Raw genomic sequence first — 18541 nt, 5'->3', positions numbered from 1 at the left:
CAGCCTCAACTCCTCGTCAGTTTGGCGCCCACGGAACGCCCGGTTGCGGGTTATGTTTTGCGGGCCTGCTTTTGCGCCTGTCGACGGGGCCTGTCAAGTTGTGTCGGGTCCGGCCCTATAGCCCGGCTTTCAGGAAATGCTGACGGATCTCTTCGAGCACGTCGTCGGGGGTTTGGGGATCTTCTGCAAAGAACCAGTATTCGCCGTAGGGGTCGTGAATGGCGATCTCCCAGCCATGCCAGGAAAAGGTGATCCATGCATCGGTGACGGATTGGACGTTTGCCTTGCGCGTGACGTGTTTGAGACGCCACAGGCTGCGCCAAAGCTGGCCGGGCGATTTCACGATCGGCAGGGTCAGAAAGTTCCGCGTCCCGTCGCGCATCCTGAAGTCCGTCAGTGAGAAATCGGGGTCCATCAGCCCATGCCCTGCTGTGATCGCGTTGTGAGCGTAGCGCCGGGCGCGGCCTCGCTCAATGAGGGCTTTCATGACCTAGCGGGCTCTGCCACTGTCTGGCCGGTCACATCCGGAGGGAACCATGCAGACATATCAAGAGATCCTGACCATCGCGGCTGCCCGCAAAGGCGGCGAGGACGCGGTGCTGGCGGATATGCCCAAGGTACTGGACGCGGACGCGCTGGCCGCCATTCCGGATGACCGCTGGCTGGCGCAGATGGCGCGCGGCATCTTTCAGGCCGGGATCAGTTGGCAGGTTGTCGAAAACAAATGGGCGGGCATCGAAGAGGCGTTTTACAACTTTGACGTCGGGCGTGTGGCGGTGATGTCCGAAGACTGGTTCGACGAATTGCTAGACGACCCGCGCATCGTGCGCAGTCCGCCCAAGGTGGAGGCGATCCAGCACAACGCCGCCTTTATTCAGGAGGTCGCCGCCGAGGCGGGCAGTTTCGGGCGCAAGATCGGCGATTGGCCCGCCGAGGATTTCGCCGGATTGCTGGAGTGGCTGAAAAAGAACGGGTCGCGGCTGGGCGGGGGAACCGGGGCCTATGCGCTGCGGTTTCTGGGCAAGGAAAGCTATGTGCTGTCGCCCTCCGTGGTGGCGCGGCTGGAGGAAGAGGGCGTGATCGACAAGGAACCGACCTCCAAAAAGGCGATGGCGGCGGTGCAGGCGGCCTTTAACACTTGGAAGGAAGAGAGCGGCGAGAGCCTGACGGTGATCAGCCGCGTGCTGGCGCAGAGCATCGACGGCTAAAGGCGCGTTGGCCCGGCGGATGGGGTGCGCAGCGCAACGGTCAGTAACCGATCTGCGCTGCGCGGTACGCGTCTGATCTGGATGCGCGTGGCCCTGTGGTCAGCCGACTATGCGCCGGTGACGCGCCAGATGATGTCACCCACATCATCCGCCATCAGGAGCGACTTCTTGTCCGCACCAACTGTCACGCCGACAGGGCGTCCGTAGGCGATCTTTTCGTCGTCGGACAGGAAACCACTGAGGATGTCACGCGGTGGGCCGCTGGGCGCGCCGTTCTCGAATGGCACAAAGATCAGCTTGTAGCCGCTCAGCTTTGAGCGATTCCACGATCCGTGTTGCCCGATCACCATGCCATCGCCGAACCCCGGCAACGTCCCTGCGGGCATCCAGCACAGACCCAGCGACGCGGTGTGCCCGCCCAAGGCGTAATCCGGCGTGATCGCGCGTGCGACCAATGCGGCGTCCTGCGGAACCCTGTCGTCCACGGTGTCGCCCCAATAGCAATAGGGCCAGCCGTAAAAGCCGCCGTCTTGCACAGAGGTCAGGTAGTCCGGTGGGGTTTCATCCCCCAGCCCGTCGCGTTCATTGACGACAGTCCAAAGCGCGCCGGCCGTCGGCTCCCACGCCATGCCGACGGCATTGCGCAATCCAGAGGCAAAGATACGAGCATTCCCGGTTTCGACATCCAGTTCCCAGATTGCGGCGCGGCCCTGTTCTGCCTCCATGCCCTGATCGCCGATATTCGACAGCGACCCGACGCCGGCATAGATCCTCTTGCCATCGGACGACACGATCAGGCTGCGGGTCCAGTGGCCATGCGGTTTGAAATCAACCAGCTTTTGCCCGGTGCCGGACAGGGATGTGGCATCAGGGGTATAGTCAAACGCCACAATGCCGTCGGTATTGCCAAGGTAGAACCGGCTGCCGATCAGCGCCATGCCAAAGGGCTGGTTCTGGTTCTCGACAAATACCTCGCGGATTTCGGCCACCCCGTCGCCGTCCGCATCGCGCCACAGGGTCACGCGGTTGGCGCTGACGCCGATTGCCTTGGCCCGTCGCATTGTCGCCTGAGCCGCGTGATCCATCAGCGTCTTGGGCGGGCCTGCCTGTTCTTTCGATTCCGCCACCAGGACGTCGCCGTTCGGCAGAACCTCGATCCAGCGGGGGTGTTCCAGTCCGGATGCAAAGGCGTTGACCTTGAGCCCGGGCGCGCATGTAGGGACGTGGCCCGCCTTCCAGCCCTGGGCGACAGGCATTTTCAGTGTCATGATCCCTTGTTTCCGGGCATCCGGGATCTGCGGGCTTGCGCCCATGGCTTGATGTGACGGCGCGCCTACGCGACGCAGCAGCGCCACGGCACCCCCCACCACAGCGGTCGCCTTTGCGATAAATTCCATGTTCGGCCTCCAGTCTGATCGACGACCATCCTTGCCAGTGTCCGTGACCCTCAACAACCGTTTTCCCTGACGACGGCGGTGCGCCTAGCAAACTGTCTGCGACGGCGGTTCAGACAGCGGCGGCAAGGCCGCGTAGAAACCAAGTGTTCACATAACTGACAAGAACTTCGCCCATAAGGCCGAGGTTCGTCAAAAAAGTTTGACCATTCGGTAAACGCTGCGCATCCTGTGGCAAAACACGATCCGAACAAAAACAGGGGAAGACCATGACCAAAACACTGCTCGCCACGACCTGCCTGGCCTTGATGGGCCTGGCACAGACGGCCTCGGCCGACACGCTTCGGCTGTTGACCTGGGGCGGCTATGCCCCCGACGACGTCATCGAGATGTTCGAGGCCGAAACAGGCCACACCGTTGAAGTGACCAAGTCCAACAACGAGGAAATGATTGCCAAATTGCGCGCCACAGGTGGCGGCGGCTTTGACCTTGTGCAGCCTTCGCAGGACCGTGTCATGGGTCCGCAGATGGAATTCGGCATCTACAAGCCCATCGACATCACTAAGCTGGACCAGTCGCAGTTCATTCCCTCGATGCTGTTGGCGACCATGGCCAACACCACCGTCGGCGGCGAAGTCTATGGCGTGCCGCACGTCTGGGGCACCTCCGGTCTGGTGATGAACACCGCCATGGCGGGCGACACGGTGAAGGATTACACCGACCTGTGCGATCCGGCAGTCGCGGGCAAGGTGTCCTACCGCCTGAAACGTCCGACGCTGATCGGCTTTGCCTTCGCCATGGGCGAAGATCCCTTTGCCGCCTACGACGACGAAGCGAAGTACAAGGAAATCATGAGCAAGGTCGAGGCCAAGCTGACCGAGTGCAAACCCAACGTCAAAACCTACTGGGGTGGCGGCGATGAGTTGATGAACCTTGTGCGGTCGGGCGAGGTTACCGCGTCGATGGCATGGGACACCGGCGGTTGGAAGCTGAACGAAGACAACGCCGACATCACCTTTGTCGCGCCCGCATCCGGTGCGCTGGGCTGGATCGACACGTTTGTTCTGCCCGCCAAGGGGCAGGCCGACGACGCGGCCTATGCGTGGATCAACTTTGTCATGCAGCCCGAAGTCGCGGCCAAGATCACCGCGGCGGCTGGCAACTTCACCGCCTCTGCCGGGGCGGATGAGTTCGCCGAGGACGCGCTGAAGGCCAAGTACCAGGCCAGCTTTTCGCAAGAGGCGATCGACAACATCAAGTGGTATCCGCCGGTCCCCGCCGGTCTGGAAGCCATCGAAGGTGACGTTCTGGACCGCGTTCAGGCCGCCAACTGATCACTTTTGACACGGGCGGCATCGGGATTCCCGGTGCCGCCTTTTTCGTTTCGGACAGACCCTGAAACGCCTTGAACGGACCTCTGCATGACCCCTGATCTTGAATGCGCCGACCTTGTTAAGCGGTTTGGTGACACGACTGCCGTAGACAACGTCTCTTTTTCGGTGCCGCCGGGCAGTTTCTTTTCGATCCTCGGACCGTCGGGCTGTGGCAAGACGACGATCATGCGGATGATCGCGGGGTTTCTGGACCCCACATCCGGCGATATTCGCATCAAGGGCGGCTCGGTTCTGGACACGCCCCCCAACAAGCGCCCGGTGAACATGGTGTTCCAGCATCTGGCGTTGTTCCCGATGATGACCATTGCAGACAACATCGGCTACGGGCTGCGGCGACAGAAGATGCCCAAGGACCAGATCGCCCGCAAGGTCGATGAGGCGCTGGACCGGATCGGCCTGCCGGGGATCGGCGGGCGCAAGGTGGATGAACTGTCTGGCGGGCAAAAACAACGCGTCGCCATCGCGCGGTGCATGGTTCTGGAACCGGACGTTTTGCTGCTGGACGAACCGCTGGGCGCGCTGGATCTGAAACTGCGCGAACACATGAAGGTAGAGCTGAAAGCGCTTCAGGCGGCTTTTGACACCACCTTTGTCTATATCACCCATGACCAGTCCGAGGCGCTGGTGATGTCCGACCAGATCGCCGTCATGAACGCTGGACGGTTTGAGCAGGTCGGCACCGGGCAGGATCTGTACTATCGCCCCGACACGCCCTTTGTGGCCGGTTTCATCGGCGAGGCGAACCGCTGGAAGGGCCGGATCGAGCGCGCAGAGGGCTCTGCGCTGGAAATGCGCACGGAGACGGGTCTTGCGATGCGCGCGACGGCTACCGGGACGCTGTCCCCCGGTGACACCGCCGAGATTTTCGTCCGGCCCGAGTCGATCCGCCTTGCCGCCACTGCCGAGGCGCTGAGTGCATTTGACAACCAGTTGCAGGGCACCGTCACCAGTATCCTGTTCAACGGCGCGGCCTCTCGGGTGCTGGTGCAGGACAGCGTGGGCGAAACGCTGGAGGTCACCTTGCCCCAGTCGGGGGAGTTTGCGAACCTGAAACGCGGTGACACGCTGCACATCGGTTGGGGCGCGGCGCAGGCGACCTGTTTCGCGGTGGCTGCCTGATGCGCCTGCATGCCCGGATCGGATTCATCCTGCTTTTGACACCGCTGGTGCTGTGGCTGGGACTGCTGATTGTCATTCCGCATATCGACATGCTGCTGATTTCGCTGCGCGAACGCATCAGCTTTGGCGTCTATGAAACCAGCACGACGCACTATCAAAAGGCGCTGACAGAGCCGCTGTATCTGCGGACGTTCTGGCGCACGGCCGTCATGTCGGTGCTGGCCACGGCCATTACCCTGCTGATCGCCTTTCCGGTGGCTTATTACATCGCCAAGATGGCCAAGGGCCGGTTGCAGCAGGTGCTGTTCATGCTGTGCCTGATCCCGTTTTACGTCTCTGAGCTGGTACGCACCTTTGGCTGGATGATCCTGCTGCGGGAAACCGGACTGATTTCGAACCTGCTGCAATGGGCCGGTCTGGCCGATCAGCCGGTTGAGATGCTGTACACCGATGCCGCGATGATGGTTGGCCTTGTCTACACCTCCATGCTGTTCATGGTGGTGCCGCTGGTCACAACACTTGAAAGCCTGGACGACAGCGTGGTTGAGGCGGGCTATGATCTGGGCGGCAACGGTCTGTCGGTGCTGCGCGAAATCATCATTCCGCATGCCATGCCCGGCATCGTGTCGGGCTGTATCGTTGTCTTTATGCTGTCGCTGGGCAACTACCTGACGCCCACCATGCTGGGCGGCAAGGACAGCCTGTGGTTTACCGAGATGATCTATAACCAGTTCATCGTGCGCTCGAACTGGGAACTGGGGGCGACCTTTGGTTTCATGTTGCTGGTTCTGTCCTCGGTGATCGTCTGGGGCATGTTGCGCCTGACGGGCCGCACCCTGCAAGAAACGATGGGATAAGGCCATGATCCCCACCATCCCCAGTTCCCGCAGCTTTCGCCTGATCTATGGCGGTTATGTGCTGCTGTTCTTTCTCTACCTTGCGCTGCCGCTGACCGTGGTTGCGGTCTTTGCCTTCAACGACAGCCAGTTCCCCTCTCTCCCTTGGGAAGGGTTCACCTGGAACTGGTTCTTTGGCGACACGCGTCCGCAGATCGGCGTCTTTCATGAACGCGGCATCCTGCGCGCTGTTGGCACCTCAGGGTTTGTCGCGGCCTGTGTGGCGCTGCTGTCGGTCAGCGTCGGCACGACGAATGCCTTTCTGTTCAACCGCTATGAATTCCGCGGCAAGGGCGCGTTGTATGTGCTGATGCTGCTGCCGCTGGTCGTACCGGGCATCGTTCTGGGCATCTCGATCCTTGTGTTTTCCTCGACGCTGGCGAATGGCATGTGGGATCTGGCGCAGATGGACATTCAGGCACTGCGCCCCGGCCTGTTGCTGGTGATCCTTGGCCAGTTCTCATTCATCACCACCATCGCCACGCTGGTCATCACCGCGCGCCTGCAAAAGTTCGACCGCACACTGGAAGACGCTGCGCTGAACCTGGGGGCCACGCGGCTGACGGCGGTGCGGACCATCACCATCCCGTTCCTGATGCCGGCCATGATCGGCGCGGTTGTCGTGGCCTTTCTGATGAGCTTTGAGAACTTCAACACTACGCTGATGCTGGTGGGCTCGGATGCGCCTCTGACGATTGCCATGTTCGACCGCCTGAAAGAGGGGTCCACGCCGCTGCTGAACGCGGTGTCGTTGTTGCTGATGCTGGGCTCATCGCTGCTGGCGCTTGTGGTGATCCTGTTCCAGCGCCGCTAGGTGGACAGGGCGGCCTTATTTGGTCTGAGCCAGAACAATCTCAGTCCCCCAGCTGTCGCACTGTGACGGCAGGTCGGGGGGAGGGGTGTCATCGGTAAAGAAGACATCGACATCGGCAAGCGAGGCAATCCGTGCCGGTGCGCTGCGGGCAAATTTGGTGTGATCGGCCACAAGGTAGGTCTTGCGCGATTGGCGCAGGATTGTCCGGCTGACGCTGACCTCGCGGATGTCGAAATCCAGCAGATCCCCATCGCGGTCCAGTGCGGAACAGCCGATCACCGCCAGATCGAACTTGAACTGCCGGATCGTCTCTGCCGCCAGATTGCCGATCAGCCCGCCATCGGACCGGCGCAACTGTCCGCCGGTCACAAGGATCTCGCAGGTCGGGTTGGCGACAAGGATATTGGCGACGTTCATGTTGTTGGTCACCACCATCAAGTGCTCATGATGCAAAAGCTCCCGCGCCACCGCCTCTGTCGAGGTGCCGATATTGAGAAACAGCGAAATGCCGTTGGGGATCTGTGCGGCGCAGGCCTGCGCGATGGATTGCTTGGCCCCGGCGTTCAGTGAGCGGCGCTCTTCATAGCCGATATTGGTGGTGCCGGAGGGCAGAACAGCGCCGCCGTGAACACGCTCCAGCCGCCCGGCTTCGGCAAGATCGGTCAGATCGCGGCGGATGGTCTGGAGTGTGACGCCAAAATGGTCGGCCAGATCATCGACCGTCACCTTGCCATCGCGGCGGGCGATTTCAAGGATCTCGGGGTGGCGAAAGGTTTGAGACATCAGTTGGCGAGGTCCGGCTGGTTGCGGGCGTTCATGGCCTTGGCGGGCTACAGTCCCGACACAGTTGCGGTCACGGTTCAAGATGGCAACCAGAAACACAAATTATGCGTCGCAGGCCTGCCGGATTTGACGCATTCGAAAATACGAATGGCGCGAAATCTTCGAGCGTGACGGAAAAGCGAAAGAAAACGAAAAAAATCACCTTGCGTCACGCCGTGCTGAGCGGCATAACACGGGTACTGCGAACTTGGAGGAGATTCGCGTGGCAGACCCGACTGACAGCAACACGATTGACCTCTTTGTCATTGGGGGGGGAATCAATGGGTGCGGAATCGCCCGGGACGCCGCAGGGCGTGGTGCAAGCGTTGCCCTGGCAGAGATGAACGATCTGGCCTCTGCCACATCTTCGTCCTCGACCAAGCTGTTTCACGGTGGGTTGCGCTATCTTGAATACTTCGAGTTTCGCCTCGTCCGCGAGGCGTTAATAGAGCGCGAAGTGCTGCTGCGTGCCATGCCGCACATCAGCTGGCCTATGCGTTTTATCCTGCCTTATCATAAGGATATGAGGTTCGAGTCGGACACGCCGACCTCCAAGCTGTTGAGCCTGTTCATGCCATGGATGAAAGGGCGCAGGCCCGCATGGCTGATCCGGTTGGGCCTGTTCATGTATGACCACCTTGGCGGTCGCAAGATCCTGCCTGGCACCACGACCCGTGCTTTGGCGGGGTCGCCAGAGGGCGCGCCGTTACAGGATCGGTTTGCCAAGGCCTACGAATATTCCGACTGCTGGGTCGAGGATTCCCGGCTTGTCGTGCTGAACGCCCGAGACGCCGAGGCGCGTGGTGCGCAGATCATGACGCGCACCAAGGTGCTGAACGCAACTGCCGAAAATGGGCTGTGGCGCGTCGAAACGCAAAATACCGAAAACGGGGAGAAAAAGACGTTTTCCGCCAGGATGCTGATCAATGCCGGTGGGCCTTGGGTTGGCGACATCATCCAGACCAAGGTGCGGCTGAATTCGCGCGAAGGTGTCAGGCTGGTGCGCGGCAGCCATATCGTGACCCGCAAGCTGTATGATCACGGAAAGTGCTACTTCTTTCAGGGCACCGACGGGCGGATCATCTTTGCCATTCCCTATGAGACGGATTTCACCTTGATCGGCACAACCGATGCCGACCACGCCGATCCGTCGCAGAAACCGGAATGCACGCCCGAAGAGCAGGACTACCTGCTGAACTTTGCCAATCAGTATTTCAAGAACCAGCTGAGCCGCGGCGATATCGTCTGGACCTACTCCGGTGTGCGCCCGCTGTATGACGACGGGGCCAGCAGCGCGACAGCGGCCACGCGGGACTACACGCTCAAGGTCGATACCAGCAGTGGCGCGCCGCTGCTGAACATCTTTGGCGGCAAGATCACCACCTATCGGCGTCTTGCGGAAAGCGCGCTGGAGAAGGTGGCTGAGCATCTGGAAATGAGACAGGGCAAGTGGACCGCAGGCGTCGCGCTGCCGGGGGGCGATTTCCCGGTGGACGGCGTTGCAGCGCTGGTCGCCAACCTGAAGGCGGGGTTTTCGTTCCTGACGGATTTCTGGGCGCTGCGGCTGGTGCGGGCCTATGGCACGCAGGCTGCGGGCATCCTTGGCGATGCCAGGGAGGCCGGTGATCTGGGTCAGGATTTCGGCGCGACCCTGACGGAGGCCGAGATCACCTGGCTGATGAACAACGAATACGCGCGCACGGCGCATGATGTGGTCTGGCGGCGCAGCAAACTTGGGCTGCGATTGACGGACGATCAGATTGGCGTGCTGGACAACTGGATGGCGCGTCGTCGCCAATCCGCCGCTGCGGCCGCGGAATAAGGAGGAGGACGCAATGACGCTGGAACTGAGGGGCGTTTCAAAGATCGTTGACGGGGTGACGCACATTCACCCCACCGATCTTACGCTGGAAAACGGGACGATGAACGTGCTGCTAGGGCCGACCCTGTCGGGCAAGACATCCCTGATGCGTCTGATGGCGGGGCTGGATGCGCCCAACAGCGGGCAGGTGTTCTGGCAGGGCGAAGATGTCACCGGCATGCGCGTCCAGGACCGCAAGGTCGCGATGGTGTACCAGCAATTTATCAATTACCCGTCGATGACCGTCTACGAAAACATCGCCTCCCCGATGAAGCTGTTGGGTATCGACAAAGCCGAGATTGACCGGCGTGTGCGCGAAAGCGCCGAGCTGATGAAACTGACCCCGATGCTGGACCGCAAGCCGCTGGAACTGTCCGGTGGTCAGCAGCAACGCTGCGCGCTGGCCCGTGCTTTGGTCAAGAACGCCGGTCTGGTGCTGCTGGATGAACCGCTGGCCAATCTGGACTACAAGTTGCGCGAGGAACTGCGGGTCGAGATCCCGAAGATCTTTGAGGCCTCGGGCGCGATCTTTGTCTACGCCACGACGGAACCCGAGGAGGCGCTGCTATTGGGTGGCAACACCGCTGCGCTGTGGGAAGGGCGGGTGACCCAGTTCGACCTGACACCACGCGTCTACCGCCAGCCGGTGGATGCCACGACCGCGCGCGTGTTCAGCGATCCGCCGATGAACTTTCTGAAAATCTCCAAGACTGGCAACCGGATCATGTTCGGTGACGGCCAGAGCGCCGAGGCGACCGGCAAGCTCGCGGAACTGGGGGATGGCCGCTATACGGCCGGGTTCCGTCCGAACCATCTGGAGATTGGCAAACACGCAGCCGACGCGATGGAATTCAAATCCATCCTGAACGTGACAGAGCTGACCGGGTCGGAAACCTTTGTCCACCTCGATCACCACGGCGAACGCTGGGTGGGTCTGATCCACGGGGTTCACGACCTGAAACTGGGCGCAGAGCTGGCTGTCTGGCTGGACCCGCGCCACGTCTACATCTTCGGCGAAGACGGCAAGCTGGTTGCACCAGCTGCCTACGCGCTGGCCGCCTGAGGGGGAACCGATGGCCAAGATCACACTCGACAACCTAGCACATTCCTACTTCCCAGCGCCGAAGTCCGAAGATGATTTCGCGCTGAAAGAGTTGAACCACGTCTGGGACGACGGCGCGGCCTATGCGCTGCTCGGATCATCGGGCTGTGGGAAGTCCACATTGCTCAACATCATCTCAGGCCTGCTGCATCCCAGCCAGGGGCGTATCCTGTTCGGCGACAAGGACGTGACCGACGCGCCGACGGCTGAACGCAACATCGCACAGGTGTTCCAGTTTCCGGTGGTCTACGACACCATGACCGTGCGCGACAATCTGGCCTTTCCGCTGCGCAATCGTGGCCGGGATGAGACCTATGTGGCGGAACGTGTGCAGGAAATCGCCCGCATGATTGGCATGGAAGAGATGCTGAACAAAAAGGCGCGCGGCCTGACAGCGGACGCCAAGCAGAAAATCAGCCTTGGCCGTGGCATGGTGCGCAAGGACGTGAACGCGCTGCTGTTCGATGAACCGCTGACCGTGATCGACCCACACATGAAATGGGAACTGCGCACTCAGCTGAAAAAGCTGCACCATGATTTCGGTCATACGATGATCTATGTGACCCATGACCAGACAGAGGCGCTGACCTTTGCCGACAAGGTGGTGGTGATGTACGACGGCCGCGTTGTGCAGATTGGCACGCCCGAAGAACTGTTCGAGCGGCCAGAGCACACCTTTGTCGGCTATTTCATCGGATCACCCGGTATGAACGTGATCCCGGCGCAGATCGACGGCAACAAGGCCCTCATCAGTGGCGCACATGTCGATCTGGCACAGGCGTACCAACCGCTCGACGGCAAGGTTGAGATCGGGGTGCGTCCGGAATTCGTGCGGCTGAGCCAGACCGAAGGTCTGCCAGTCAAGGTGCGCCGTGTCGAGGACGTGGGCCGCCACAAGATCATTCGTGCCGAATTTTTCGGACACGACATCAATATCATCGCCGGCGAAGACGATCACATCAGTGCGGACATGAACCGCGTCGCCTTTGATGCCAACCACGTCAACGTTTACGCCAACGACTGGCGCGTTCAGGGAGCGGTTGCGTAATGGAAAAGACTGTCAACCAAAAGGCATGGTTCCTCGTGCTGCCGGTCCTGCTGCTGGTGGCCTTTTCGGCGGTGATCCCGTTGATGACGGTGGTCAACTATTCCGTTCAGGACACCTTTGGGAACAACCAGTTCTTCTGGGCGGGGCTTGAGTGGTTCGAGGAAATGCTCGCGTCCGAGCGGATGTGGGATGCGCTGGGGCGGCAGTTGTTGTTTTCGCTCATCATCCTTGCGATCGAGGTGCCGCTGGGAATCTTCGTGGCGCTGAACATGCCCAAGTCGGGCTTTTGGTCGTCACTTTGCCTTGTGCTGATGTCGCTGCCGCTGCTGATCCCGTGGAACGTGGTCGGGACAATCTGGCAGATCTTTGGTCGCGTCGACATTGGCCTGCTGGGCTATACGCTGGATGCGCTGGGCATCAACTACAACTACACGCAGGACACGCTTGCTGCCTGGATCACAATCGTGGTGATGGATGTCTGGCACTGGACCTCGCTGGTGGCCCTCTTGGCCTTTGCCGGGCTGAAGTCGATCCCCGACGCCTATTATCAGGCGGCCAAGATTGATCAGGCCAGCCGTTGGAAGGTGTTCCGCTACATCGAACTGCCCAAGATGGCGGGCGTGCTGATGATCGCCGTGCTGCTGCGGTTCATGGACAGCTTCATGATCTACACAGAGCCATTCGTCGTCACCGGTGGCGGACCGGGCAACGCCACCACGATGCTGTCGATCGACCTTGTGAAAATGGCGCTGGGACAGTTCGACCTTGGACCGGCGGCGGCGTTCTCGTTGATGTATTTCCTGGTGATCCTGCTGGTGAGCTGGGTGTTCTACACCGTGATGACCACCCTAGAAAAGCGGGAGACCTGAGCCATGGCGGATACCTCCGTAAACCGATCCACAACCCGCGGGATGCGCCTGCCAAAGGTCAACAGCCGCGCCGTCGTCATGACGCTGTACCTGATGTTCTTGTTGCTGCCGATCTACTGGCTGCTGAACATGAGCCTGAAGACCAACACTGAAATCCTGAATTCCTTTACTCTGTGGCCGCGCGATCTGACCTTTGCAAACTATGCGACCATCCTGAGCGATCCGGCCTGGTACATGGGGTACGTCAACTCGCTGATCTATGTGGTGATGAACACGGTGATTTCGCTGGCTGTGGCCCTGCCTGCGGCCTACGCCTTTTCGCGCTATCACTTCATGGGCGACAAGCACCTGTTCTTCTGGCTGCTCACCAACCGCATGGCGCCGCCCGCAGTCTTTGCGCTGCCGTTCTTTCAGCTGTATTCGAGCGTAGGCCTGTTCGACACGCATATCGCGGTGGCGCTGGCGCATTGCCTGTTCAACGTGCCGCTGGCGGTCTGGATCCTTGAGGGGTTCATGCGCGGTGTGCCCAAGGAAATCGACGAGACCGCCTATATCGACGGCTACGGGTTTGGCCGGTTTTTCGTCAAGATCTTCATGCCACTGATAGCCAGCGGCATCGGGGTCGCGGCCTTCTTCTGCTTCATGTTCTCATGGGTGGAACTGCTGCTGAGCCGCACCCTGACCACCGTCGACGCCAAGCCGATTTCCGCGATCATGACCCGCACCCAAGGTGCCAGCGGCATCGATTGGGGAGTGCTGGCCGCAGCCGGCATCCTGACCATCGTGCCCGGCGCGTTGGTGATCTACTTTGTCCGCAACTACATCGCCAAGGGCTTTGCCCTGGGCCGCGTGTAAGCCTGAAAAAGGAGACGTTTCAATGGATTGGATGGCATGGACCTGGCCGACCGCGATCTTCTTTATGGTGATCGCCACGCTGCTGATCACGTTCACCGTTCTGGCGATCAAATTCCCGGAAACGCCCCGAACGGGCATTCTGAGGATCGAAACCACCCGGGGGGACCGTCTGTTCATTACGCTTCTCGGCTCGGCCTTTATCAATCTGGCCTGGCTTGGACTCGTGGGTGTCCAGCAACCCCTGGCTCTTGTCGTTTGCCTGATCTACGCCGCTGCGGTTTTTCGCTGGGTGTAGGTCAGCCTGCGTGTCCGGGAAGGGAGAGGAGCCCGGGCAACGTACTGAACGTCCTCGAAAAAATGGTACCAATGGGAGGATACCAATGAAACATAAACTCAGATCCACTACGGCGGCGCTGCTGATCCTTGCGGGTCCGGCCTTTGCCGACATGGACGCGGCGCGCGCGTTCCTGGACGCGGAGATCGGCGATCTTTCGACGCTTCCGCGTGACGCGCAAGAGGCGGAGATGCAGTTCTTCGTCGACGCGGCCAAGCCTTTTGAAGGCATGGAGATCAAGGTCGTCTCCGAGACCATCACCACGCACGAATATGAATCGCAGGTGTTGGCGGCGGCGTTCACCGCGATCACCGGCATCAAGGTCACGCATGACCTGATCGGCGAAGGCGACGTGGTCGAAAAGCTGCAAACGCAAATGCAGTCCGGTCAGAACATCTATGACGCCTACATCAACGACTCTGACCTGATCGGCACCCACTGGCGCTATCAGCAGGTGCGCAACCTGACCGACTGGATCGCGAACGAAGGCGCGGACGTGACGTCGCCGACGTTGGACCTCGACGATTTCATCGGCCTCAGCTTTACCACCGGGCCGGATGACAAGGTCTACCAGCTGCCGACCCAGCAGTTCGCGAACCTTTACTGGTTCCGGTATGACTGGTTCAACGACGAAAAGAACAAGGCCGACTTCATGGACCAGTTCGGTTATGAGCTGGGCGTTCCGGTCAACTGGTCTGCCTACGAGGACATCGCGGAGTTCTTTACCGGGCGTGACTTGAGCCACATGGGCGTGGATGGCGACATCTTCGGCAACATGGACTACGGCAAGAAAGACCCCAGCCTTGGCTGGCGCTACACCGATGCGTGGATGTCCATGGCTGGCATGGGAGACGTCGGTGAACCCAACGGCCTGCCGGTCGACGAATGGGGGATCCGCGTCAACGATCAGAGCCAGCCTGTCGGTTCCTGTGTCGCGCGCGGCGGGGCCACCAATGCCCCGGCGGCGGTTTATGCCGTGACCAAGGCGATCGAGTGGCTGGAGAAATACACGCCGCCCGCCGCCGCAGGCATGACCTTCTCCGAGGCGGGTCCGATCCCGGCGCAGGGCAATATCGCCCAGCAGATGTTCTGGTACACCGCCTTTACCGCCGACACGGTCAAGCCCGGTCTGCCGGTCATGAACGAGGACGGCACACCCAAGTGGCGCATGGCGCCCAGCCCGCATGGCGTCTACTGGAAAGAAGGCCAAAAGGTCGGCTATCAGGATGCCGGGTCCTGGACGCTGATGAAATCCACGCCCGAGGATCGTGCCAAGGCGGCCTGGCTCTATGCCCAGTTCGTCACCTCAAAGACCGTGGATGTGAAGAAGTCCCACGTGGGCCTGACCTTCATCCGCGAATCTACCGTGCAGCACGACAGCTTTACCGAGCGTGCGGACAAGCTGGGTGGCCTGGTCGAGTTCTACCGCTCGCCGGCCCGCGTGGCATGGTCGCCGACCGGCACCAACGTGCCTGACTACCCCAAGCTGGCACAGCTGTGGTGGCAGAACATCGGTGACGCCATGTCCGGTGCCAAGACACCTCAGCAAGCCCTCGACGCGCTCTGCGCCGATCAGGAGCGGGTGTTGGAGCGTCTGGAGCGTGCCGGTATCCAGGGCGACATCGGTCCCAAGCTGAACGAAGAGCGTGACGCCGAATACTGGTTCGCCCAGCCCGGCGCGCCCTATGCCAAGCTGGCTGAAGAAGACGAAGAGCCCAAGACCGTCAGCTACGATGAGCTGATCAAGTCCTGGCAATAAGCCTTCCTCCCCGGCCGGGGCCCCTACGGGGGCCTCGGCCACCTTATTTCATCATGACATGACAGGCTCCTTTGGGGCACACCACACATCGCTCTGAGGAGACGCGGTCCATGACTCATGTTCTGGCCATTGATCAGGGAACGACATCCACCCGTGCGCTCATGTTTGATGAGTCCATGACGGTCGTCGGCAGCGCTCAGGAAGAATTCGACCAGCATTTTCCCGCAAGCGGCTGGGTAGAACACGATCCGGTTGATCTGTGGTCCACAACGGCCGCAACCTGCCGTGCTGCCATCGAAAAGGCGGGGATCGGTGCAGGTGACATTGCCGCCATCGGCATCACCAATCAGCGCGAAACCACGTTGGTCTGGGACCGCAAGACCGGCAAACCGATCCATAACGCCATTGTCTGGCAGGACCGGCGCACCGCTGCGCTGTGCAAGGCGCTCAAGGACGACGGCTTTGAGGCGATTGTGACAGACAGCACCGGCCTGTTGCTGGACCCGTATTTTTCGGGGACAAAACTGGCCTGGACTCTGGACAACGTCGAAGGCGCCCGCGCGCGGGCAGAGGCCGGGGAATTGGTGTTCGGCACCGTCGACACATGGCTTGTCTGGAACCTGACCGGCGGGGCGGTGCATGTGACCGACGCCACCAACGCCGCCCGCACGATGCTGTTCGACATCCGCAAGGGGCGCTGGTCGCAGACCATTTGCGACAGACTGGGTATTCCCATGGCGATGCTGCCAGAGGTTCGCGACTGCGCCGCCGATTTCGGATTGACGCGGCCCGATCTCTTTGGTCGTGCGATTCCGATCCTTGGCATTGCGGGTGACCAGCAGGCAGCCGCCATCGGGCAGGCCTGTTTCCAACCTGGGATGATGAAATCCACCTATGGGACCGGGTGTTTTGCCCTGCTGAACACCGGCGACACGCCCGTTGTGTCGCAAAACCGGCTGCTGACCACCATTGCATATCAACTGGACGGCAAGCCGACCTATGCCCTTGAAGGGTCGATCTTTATCGCGGGCGCGGTGGTGCAATGGCTGCGCGACGGATTGCGGATCATCCGCGATGCGGGTGAGACGCAGCCGCTGGCCGAGTCGGCGGACTCGGGGCAAAACTTGATCATGGTGCCTGCCTTTACTGGGTTGGGCGCGCCCTATTGGCGGCCGGATTGCCGGGGCGCGATCTTTGGCCTGACGCGCAACTCTGGCCCGGCCGAATTTGCCCGCGCCGCGCTGGAAAGCGTGGGGTTCCAGACCCGCGATCTGTTGGCGGCGATGCAGGCCGACATGCATGACGCGGGTGAGGCGCTGGCGCGCCAAGCCCGCGCGGCCACGCTGCGGGTAGATGGCGGAATGAGCGCGTCGGACTGGGCCATGCAGTTTCTGGCCGACATCGTTGGTGCCCGTGTCGATCGCCCGTTGGTGCAGGAAACCACGGCCATGGGCGCGGCCTGGCTTGCTGGACAAAGAGCGGGCCTTTACCCGGACCAGAAGACGTTCGCGGCACAATGGGCTTTGGACCGCAGCTTTGTGGCAGATATGTCGGACGACGCCCGGAGCGAAAAATACGCGGCCTGGCAGCGGGCGGTTCAGGCGACCATGATGTTCTGAACGGCACCTGACGCCTCTTCGGTTCAGCCGCATCTGACAGTGCGTGACATCGCATAGGGTCCGGTTGTGCTGCTTGCGGTATTTGACCTTTTCGCAAACGACACCATCCTGCGAAGGGCGCGGTGCGCGTCATGTGAAACGCCAAGGGGATACCATCATGAGCCAGCCAGACAATTTCCGTAAGATCCAGACACAGGGTGTGCACCATATCACACTGATCGGGGCGGACCGGCAAACCTCGATCGATTTCTGGGAAGGTGTCTTGGGGATGCCCTTCATCTTTGACCAGCCAAATCTGGATGATCCGAATGAGGGTCACCTTTATTTCGATCCCGGCGACGGGCGCCTGATCACGATATTCACCAATGAAACCCGCAATGCCGATGCCAGCGCTGTGCCTGAGGCGACCGGGTCGCTGCACCATCTTGCGCTGAACGTCAGTCAGGCCAGCTTTTGGCGGGTCGCGGCGCAGCTGGATGCACGCGGGGTGAAGCATTCGGGGCCGGTGGACCGGGGGTTCATGGATTCGATCTATTTCCGCGATCCGCTGGGTCTGCGCATCGAGCTGGCGAGCTATCGGTTTGAGCCACCCGAGGGCTGCCGCCATGCGGATGTGATGATCGAGGCGCACCGCATCCGTGTCGCGCGCGGCGACCACCACATTGATCGTGAGCATCTGGCCGATGCCATCGAACGGCTGGTGGCGCGACGTCAACAGTCGTTGTCGTCCGACCGCGCGGCAAAGAACCCATACTAGGGCAGGGGGGCGTCGTCATTTTCGGGCAGACCGATGCGTTTTGCGATTGCATCGGTGAGCGCGGCAAGCCCGCGCTCCAGTGCGGCGCGGTCCTCCGGGGTCATGGCGTGCAGGATCTCGGTTGACCGCGCTTCGACCTGCGGCAATGCATTGGCGAACAGGTCGCGTCCCTTTTCCGTGCAGGCATAGACCCGCAGCCGTCTGTCGTCCGGGGCGATGTTGCGCGTGATCAACCCTTTGTCTTCCAGTTTTTGCGAGGCGCGACTGACCTGCACCCGGTCCAGCGTGGATCGGCGGCTGAGGTCGCGCGACGTGACCTGATCCTCACCGGCCAGCAGGAACAGCAGCCGCCATTCCTCGCGGCTGAGTCCATAGCCGCGCCCGTAAACTTCGACCAGGTTGCGCGAAAACCCTTCGGCCGCGACTGCAAGGCGGTAGGGAAAGAACGTCTCCAGCTGTCGGGTCAGTTTGTCCATTAGGGCGCGGCCTGGTTTATCGGTCGGGTTTTGTGGCGGCCCTCAGCGCTGCGCTGATGACCTGAGTGTTGCCAATCTGGTTGGCAAGGATCAGGATCAGGCGCGCGTTGAAGGCGGCGCTTTCGTCTTCGCTCAACCCGTCATGGGCAGCGATCAATTCGGCATAGAAATCGTCTGGCCGGTCAAGATTCGGGGTCAGTGTCAGCTCTGCCAT

The 18541-nt window shown here is 61.0% G+C and carries 19 protein-coding genes; 14 read left to right on the top strand and 5 right to left on the bottom strand.

What is annotated here, in order from left to right:
* Positions 1-115 precede the first annotated feature (115 nt).
* Entirely contained in the window at positions 116-487 is a 372-nt protein-coding gene (locus CHB90_RS15740) for a hypothetical protein (protein WP_141135900.1), read from the bottom strand.
* 49 nt (positions 488-536) lie between these two features.
* Here CHB90_RS15740 and CHB90_RS15735 point away from each other — a divergent pair, with 49 nt between their 5' ends.
* A complete protein-coding gene (locus CHB90_RS15735; protein ID WP_089278816.1) occupies positions 537-1208 on the top strand; it encodes a DNA-3-methyladenine glycosylase I in 672 nt (223 codons plus the stop codon).
* Positions 1209-1315: 107 nt separating this feature from the next.
* Here CHB90_RS15735 and CHB90_RS15730 read toward each other — a convergent pair whose 3' ends face one another.
* Positions 1316-2605, bottom strand: coding sequence for a PQQ-dependent sugar dehydrogenase (locus tag CHB90_RS15730; protein ID WP_089278815.1), 1290 nt, complete (start codon positions 2603-2605; stop codon positions 1316-1318).
* Positions 2606-2871: 266 nt separating this feature from the next.
* On the opposite strand from CHB90_RS15730, the gene CHB90_RS15725 reads away from it, so the two are divergent.
* The 4 genes from CHB90_RS15725 (at position 2872) to CHB90_RS15710 (ending at position 6825) form a co-directional block, all read left to right on the top strand.
* Positions 2872-3936, top strand: a complete 1065-nt coding sequence (locus tag CHB90_RS15725) for an extracellular solute-binding protein (RefSeq protein WP_089278814.1) — start codon at positions 2872-2874, stop codon at positions 3934-3936.
* A gap of 87 nt (positions 3937-4023) precedes the next feature.
* Positions 4024-5115 carry an ABC transporter ATP-binding protein gene (locus CHB90_RS15720; RefSeq protein WP_089278813.1) on the top strand — a complete coding sequence of 364 codons (1092 nt, stop codon included), beginning with the start codon at positions 4024-4026 and terminating at the stop codon, positions 5113-5115.
* The gene (locus CHB90_RS15715) at positions 5115-5972 is read left to right on the top strand and encodes an ABC transporter permease (protein ID WP_089278838.1); all 858 of its coding nucleotides are present in this window, start codon (positions 5115-5117) and stop codon (positions 5970-5972) included. The genes CHB90_RS15720 and CHB90_RS15715 overlap by 1 nt, the downstream gene beginning before the upstream one ends.
* A gap of 4 nt (positions 5973-5976) precedes the next feature.
* Positions 5977-6825 carry an ABC transporter permease gene (locus CHB90_RS15710; RefSeq protein ID WP_089278812.1) on the top strand — a complete coding sequence of 283 codons (849 nt, stop codon included), beginning with the start codon at positions 5977-5979 and terminating at the stop codon, positions 6823-6825.
* A 15-nt stretch (positions 6826-6840) separates the two neighbouring features.
* Here CHB90_RS15710 and CHB90_RS15705 read toward each other — a convergent pair whose 3' ends face one another.
* The gene (locus CHB90_RS15705; RefSeq protein ID WP_089278811.1) at positions 6841-7608 is read right to left on the bottom strand and encodes a DeoR/GlpR family DNA-binding transcription regulator; all 768 of its coding nucleotides are present in this window, start codon (positions 7606-7608) and stop codon (positions 6841-6843) included.
* A 262-nt stretch (positions 7609-7870) separates the two neighbouring features.
* On the opposite strand from CHB90_RS15705, the gene glpD reads away from it, so the two are divergent.
* The 9 genes from glpD (at position 7871) to CHB90_RS15660 (ending at position 17851) form a co-directional block, all read left to right on the top strand.
* A complete protein-coding gene (glpD, locus tag CHB90_RS15700) occupies positions 7871-9469 on the top strand; it encodes a glycerol-3-phosphate dehydrogenase (protein WP_170941085.1) in 1599 nt (532 codons plus the stop codon).
* 13 nt (positions 9470-9482) lie between these two features.
* Entirely contained in the window at positions 9483-10571 is a 1089-nt protein-coding gene (locus tag CHB90_RS15695) for an ABC transporter ATP-binding protein (protein ID WP_089278810.1), read from the top strand.
* A gap of 10 nt (positions 10572-10581) precedes the next feature.
* On the top strand, positions 10582-11658 hold the full coding sequence (locus CHB90_RS15690) for an ABC transporter ATP-binding protein (protein WP_089278809.1): 1077 nt from the start codon (positions 10582-10584) through the stop codon (positions 11656-11658).
* Complete coding sequence (locus CHB90_RS15685; RefSeq protein WP_089278808.1) at positions 11658-12527, top strand: carbohydrate ABC transporter permease; 870 nt, start codon at positions 11658-11660, stop codon at positions 12525-12527. The genes CHB90_RS15690 and CHB90_RS15685 overlap by 1 nt, the downstream gene beginning before the upstream one ends.
* A 3-nt stretch (positions 12528-12530) precedes the next feature.
* A complete protein-coding gene (locus tag CHB90_RS15680) occupies positions 12531-13382 on the top strand; it encodes a carbohydrate ABC transporter permease (RefSeq protein WP_089278807.1) in 852 nt (283 codons plus the stop codon).
* Between the two features lie 22 nt (positions 13383-13404).
* The gene (locus tag CHB90_RS15675; protein ID WP_089278806.1) at positions 13405-13677 is read left to right on the top strand and encodes a DUF2160 domain-containing protein; all 273 of its coding nucleotides are present in this window, start codon (positions 13405-13407) and stop codon (positions 13675-13677) included.
* Positions 13678-13762: 85 nt separating this feature from the next.
* Positions 13763-15475 (top strand): ABC transporter substrate-binding protein, encoded by a 1713-nt coding sequence (locus CHB90_RS15670; RefSeq protein WP_089278805.1) that lies wholly within the window; start codon positions 13763-13765, stop codon positions 15473-15475.
* Positions 15476-15585: 110 nt separating this feature from the next.
* Positions 15586-17094, top strand: a complete 1509-nt coding sequence (gene glpK / locus CHB90_RS15665; RefSeq protein ID WP_089278804.1) for a glycerol kinase GlpK — start codon at positions 15586-15588, stop codon at positions 17092-17094.
* Positions 17095-17251: 157 nt separating this feature from the next.
* Entirely contained in the window at positions 17252-17851 is a 600-nt protein-coding gene (locus CHB90_RS15660) for a VOC family protein (RefSeq protein ID WP_089278803.1), read from the top strand.
* Here the strand turns inward: CHB90_RS15660 and CHB90_RS15655 are convergent.
* Complete coding sequence (locus CHB90_RS15655) at positions 17848-18327, bottom strand: MarR family winged helix-turn-helix transcriptional regulator (RefSeq protein ID WP_089278802.1); 480 nt, start codon at positions 18325-18327, stop codon at positions 17848-17850. The two genes, CHB90_RS15660 and CHB90_RS15655, sit on opposite strands and share 4 nt — an antisense overlap.
* 16 nt (positions 18328-18343) lie before the next feature.
* Positions 18344-18541: a DUF2783 domain-containing protein gene (locus CHB90_RS15650; RefSeq protein ID WP_089278801.1), complete on the bottom strand. Its 198-nt coding sequence runs from the start codon at positions 18539-18541 to the stop codon at positions 18344-18346.

The sequence above is a fragment of the Antarctobacter heliothermus genome (assembly GCF_900188425.1).
Classification (GTDB): Bacteria; Pseudomonadota; Alphaproteobacteria; order Rhodobacterales; family Rhodobacteraceae; genus Antarctobacter; species Antarctobacter heliothermus.
Note: the sequence above shows the minus strand (reverse complement) of the source record. Positions and strands in the feature narration are given on the sequence as shown.

Excerpts from the sequence above, each read along its gene's own strand:
- CHB90_RS15735 (WP_089278816.1), top strand. The coding sequence starts at position 537 with ATGCAGACATATCAAGAGATCCTGACCATCGCGGCTGCCCGCAAAGGC.
- CHB90_RS15655 (WP_089278802.1), bottom strand. The coding sequence starts at position 18,327 with ATGGACAAACTGACCCGACAGCTGGAGACGTTCTTTCCCTACCGCCTT.
- CHB90_RS15740 (WP_141135900.1), bottom strand. The coding sequence starts at position 487 with ATGAAAGCCCTCATTGAGCGAGGCCGCGCCCGGCGCTACGCTCACAAC.
- glpK (WP_089278804.1), top strand. The coding sequence starts at position 15,586 with ATGACTCATGTTCTGGCCATTGATCAGGGAACGACATCCACCCGTGCG.
- CHB90_RS15705 (WP_089278811.1), bottom strand. The coding sequence starts at position 7,608 with ATGTCTCAAACCTTTCGCCACCCCGAGATCCTTGAAATCGCCCGCCGC.
- CHB90_RS15710 (WP_089278812.1), top strand. The coding sequence starts at position 5,977 with ATGATCCCCACCATCCCCAGTTCCCGCAGCTTTCGCCTGATCTATGGC.
- CHB90_RS15685 (WP_089278808.1), top strand. The coding sequence starts at position 11,658 with ATGGAAAAGACTGTCAACCAAAAGGCATGGTTCCTCGTGCTGCCGGTC.
- CHB90_RS15720 (WP_089278813.1), top strand. The coding sequence starts at position 4,024 with ATGACCCCTGATCTTGAATGCGCCGACCTTGTTAAGCGGTTTGGTGAC.
- CHB90_RS15680 (WP_089278807.1), top strand. The coding sequence starts at position 12,531 with ATGGCGGATACCTCCGTAAACCGATCCACAACCCGCGGGATGCGCCTG.
- CHB90_RS15675 (WP_089278806.1), top strand. The coding sequence starts at position 13,405 with ATGGATTGGATGGCATGGACCTGGCCGACCGCGATCTTCTTTATGGTG.
- CHB90_RS15670 (WP_089278805.1), top strand. The coding sequence starts at position 13,763 with ATGAAACATAAACTCAGATCCACTACGGCGGCGCTGCTGATCCTTGCG.
- CHB90_RS15695 (WP_089278810.1), top strand. The coding sequence starts at position 9,483 with ATGACGCTGGAACTGAGGGGCGTTTCAAAGATCGTTGACGGGGTGACG.
- CHB90_RS15690 (WP_089278809.1), top strand. The coding sequence starts at position 10,582 with ATGGCCAAGATCACACTCGACAACCTAGCACATTCCTACTTCCCAGCG.
- CHB90_RS15715 (WP_089278838.1), top strand. The coding sequence starts at position 5,115 with ATGCGCCTGCATGCCCGGATCGGATTCATCCTGCTTTTGACACCGCTG.
- CHB90_RS15660 (WP_089278803.1), top strand. The coding sequence starts at position 17,252 with ATGAGCCAGCCAGACAATTTCCGTAAGATCCAGACACAGGGTGTGCAC.
- CHB90_RS15725 (WP_089278814.1), top strand. The coding sequence starts at position 2,872 with ATGACCAAAACACTGCTCGCCACGACCTGCCTGGCCTTGATGGGCCTG.
- CHB90_RS15650 (WP_089278801.1), bottom strand. The coding sequence starts at position 18,541 with ATGGCAGAGCTGACACTGACCCCGAATCTTGACCGGCCAGACGATTTC.
- CHB90_RS15730 (WP_089278815.1), bottom strand. The coding sequence starts at position 2,605 with ATGGAATTTATCGCAAAGGCGACCGCTGTGGTGGGGGGTGCCGTGGCG.